General features: G+C 71.6%; 3 protein-coding genes. 2 read left to right on the top strand and 1 reads right to left on the bottom strand.

The features are described 5' to 3' along the window. The first annotated feature begins 175 nt into the window (after window positions 1-175). The gene (locus VGD85_RS19500; RefSeq protein WP_331065094.1) at window positions 176-1522 is read left to right on the top strand and encodes a hypothetical protein; all 1347 of its coding nucleotides are present in this window, start codon (window positions 176-178) and stop codon (window positions 1520-1522) included. Between the two features lie 37 nt (window positions 1523-1559). Here VGD85_RS19500 and VGD85_RS19495 read toward each other — a convergent pair whose 3' ends face one another. Further along, window positions 1560-2636 carry a hypothetical protein gene (locus VGD85_RS19495; protein ID WP_331065093.1) on the bottom strand — a complete coding sequence of 359 codons (1077 nt, stop codon included), beginning with the start codon at window positions 2634-2636 and terminating at the stop codon, window positions 1560-1562. Between the two features lie 146 nt (window positions 2637-2782). On the opposite strand from VGD85_RS19495, the gene VGD85_RS19490 reads away from it, so the two are divergent. Next, a partial coding sequence (locus VGD85_RS19490) for a 3-keto-5-aminohexanoate cleavage protein (protein ID WP_331065092.1) occupies window positions 2783-3105 on the top strand: 323 nt, incomplete at its 3' end.

Genomic DNA, 3105 nt, shown 5'->3' with positions numbered 1-3105 from the left:
TCGCGGCGGACAGCTCGAGCACACCTTCTGGACCGATCGCCTCACCCACCGACCCGAGCACCCGCGCGTGACCGTCGAGTCGTGCGTCAGCGGCGCCCCCGCCGCCGGCGGCATCTGCCTCGAGCACGGCGAGAGCGCCTGTGTGATCACCCTGCGCGTCGCCGGCTGACCCGCGGTGGGCGTACGCATCGTCCCGACGCCCGAGCAGCTCGCGGACGTCACCCTCACCGAGCCTTTCACCGGCGAGGTCGCCTTCACCCGCAGGCTGGCCAGGCTGCTCGGCGACACCCTCGACGGCACCAGCCAGACCGCGCTCTCGACGGCCGTCAAGACCGCGCTCGTCCGCTCCCAGATCCATGCCCTGCCCGAGGAGCAGCGCGCCTTGCTCTCGGCGCCGCTCCACGCGGTCGAGCCGGCGGTGAGCGCCGCACCCGATGTCGTGCTGGCCGATGGCGAGGACCGGATCGTGTGGGTCATCGAGGCCAAGGGGCGACGCACCCGCACCCAGTGGACGCAGCTGCGCTCGGTGCGTGGGCGCCCGTACGCCGACAACCCGTGGTCCGCCTTCATCACCACGCACGCGATCGCGCCCTGTGACCCGCAGTGGGACGCGCCGCATGCCGACGACCAGCCGTGCGGGTGCCGGCTCAAGAAGGACCTGGGCAAGGGCAGCCACGCCAACGGACTCCACCAGGGCGACGCCTACCTGACGTTCGCCGACTGGATCCCGCGCGGCTACTCGGTCCATCCCGACGCCGTCTGGACCGCCCTGCTGCCCAGCCCCTGGGCCGTCTGGGAGTGGCGACAGCACCTCATCTCGACCGACGTGTGGCACCTGGCGCGCCTCCGGGCCTTCCACGACCACCTCGCGCATCTCGCCGGGTCCGGGGAGCTGGCGTTCACCGAGTGGGAGCAGCACCTCCTCACCCACTTCATCGGCGGCATCCACGCCTACTACGACCTGGCCACGCCGTCGCAGTACGCCGACGACGAGTGGCTGACCTACGGCGAGCCCGAGGAGCTCGATCCGTTCCAGCCCGACGAGGCGGCCACCGCGCGGTTCGCCTACGCCGCGTGGCAGGACGACCCGCTGGACGCGGCGACGTACCGCGCCCACACCGTCCTGGTGCACGGCAGCGTCGGCGACCAGGACGGCTACGACGACTACCTGGCGCGCCACGCCGAGTGGCGCGCTGCGGGCGGCTCCGGCTCCCACTGGCACGCAACGGCCGCTCAGCCGGAGGCCGCGCCGGCGGAGCACGCCGCCGTACCTCCGGCGAGCCGGCGAGGCGAGGTCGCGAAGGACGTCGCCAAGGCCGCCGCGTTCTTCGCGGCCGGCGCGCTCATGGACCATCGCGCCCGGTCCCAGGACCGCAGGGCCGCGCGCGCCAACCGCCCCAGCGCCTGGGACGCGGCGGCGGGCTACATCATCGACGATCGGCCGAAGTGGCAGCGCGACCGCGACGAGCTCACCCGCCTGCAGCTCAAGCAGATGCGCAAGCGCAACGGCGCCTGGTGGTGACCGGCAGCTGACCGCCGCTGGTCGCACCCGCGGCAGGTCAGCCGATCGGGTCACTCCAGGTCTGGACGCCGCCCAGCCAGTCGACCGGATCGTGCCCGAGATATTGGAAGTCCTCGGACCTCACGGCCACCCGCAGCGTGGCGGGATCCCCGATGCAGTCGGTCGCGAGCGAGAACCGGGCGATCGAGTCCCAGTGCGTGGTCATGTGTCCGTCCAGCCAGCACGACATGTCCTCCGCCGTGTCGTCGTCCCACGAGTTCATGCCCGCCAGGTAGCTCCCGCCGCCGGCGTCGACGATCAGCACCCGGTAGTCAGGCACCGAGTCCTCGTTCGTGTCGAGGTAGGTGTAGAACGCCCCGTACTCGCCTGGGAACTTGACGTTGGTCTGGATGGTGACGTCGAGCGTCGAGTCGGTGAGCTCCGCCGTGACCGAGCGCAGGTCGTTCCACCAGTGCACCCGATCCGGCCCCTCGGTGAAGCTACGGGCGCCGGTGACCCAGTCGGTGAAGGTGCGGCGGCCGTTGGGGAACTCGTCGGTGGCTGAGTCGGGCCAGCTGCGGTAGCCATCGAGCGTGTCATAGGCGTCGGTGGAGGTCCCGACGTGGATGCGGACCGCCTTGGCGGTGATGCACCCCTTCTTCTTGCGGATCGTCAGCGTGATCGGCGTGAATCCCTGCTCCCACCGGGAGTTGAGCCGCACGGTGCGGTCGCAGGTCCCGACGCGCGAGTAGTTGGGGCTCCACTTCCGCCTGGCGGACGCGGACTTGTCCCGCTTCCAGTTCCGCAGTGGGGTGGTCCACCCTTCGCTGTAGCGGCCGAAGCCGACCTCGAGCTCCGGCCCGGGCCGGCGGGGATTCGTGTCGAGCCACACCTTCTCCTCGCCACGCCTGTTCCCGTAGCTCTCCGATCGGTAGGTGATCTGGATCTTCGAGGCGGAGTTCGAGACTCGTGCGCTCTGCACGTCGAGGTAGGGGAGGCCGGTGACGTCGTCGGAGGCGTCGGTGATCACCACGGGTTCCGCGGCCGCAGCGCTCCCGGGGACCGCAGCACCGCTCACCACGCCGACCAGAGCGACGGCGAGAGCAGCGGCACGAGAGGCGCGGGTTCGCAGCATGGGCCGAGCGTAAGCACGTCGGGAGGGCCCCGTCCCGGGTTTCGAGATGGGCGCCGGAGCGGCTTCTCGGCCGATCGAGCTCGTCGAGACCTCGCGCCGAGGCAGGGCGCTGACCACCGCCGGTCCCGCTCTGGCACGATGCGTTCGTGCCAACGACGTCACCTGACCGGGTCCTGATCACCGTCGCGCCCACCGGCGCGGAGACCGCCAAGTCCGACTGCCCCCAGCTCCCCACCACCCTCGAGGAGCTCGTGCAGACCGCGCGGGAGTGCGAGGCCGCGGGCGCGGCGATGATCCACGTCCACATCCGCGACGCCGACCACCGGCCGACGCTCGACCAGACCCGGCTGCGCGACACCGTCCAGGCGCTGCGCGAGAGCACCGGCCTCGTGGTCCAGCTCTCGACGGGCGGCTCGGTGCACGACCCGCTGGACGCGCGGCTGAAGGTGCTCGACGCCGAGCCGGACTC

The organism is Nocardioides sp. (assembly GCF_036401255.1).
GTDB lineage: Bacteria > Actinomycetota > Actinomycetes > Propionibacteriales > Nocardioidaceae > Nocardioides.
This window is presented reverse-complemented; position numbering and strand designations above follow the sequence as displayed.

What these genes read in the sequence shown, in the direction of transcription:
- VGD85_RS19495 (WP_331065093.1), bottom strand. Translation starts at nt 2,636, where the DNA reads ATGCTGCGAACCCGCGCCTCTCGTGCCGCTGCTCTCGCCGTCGCTCTG.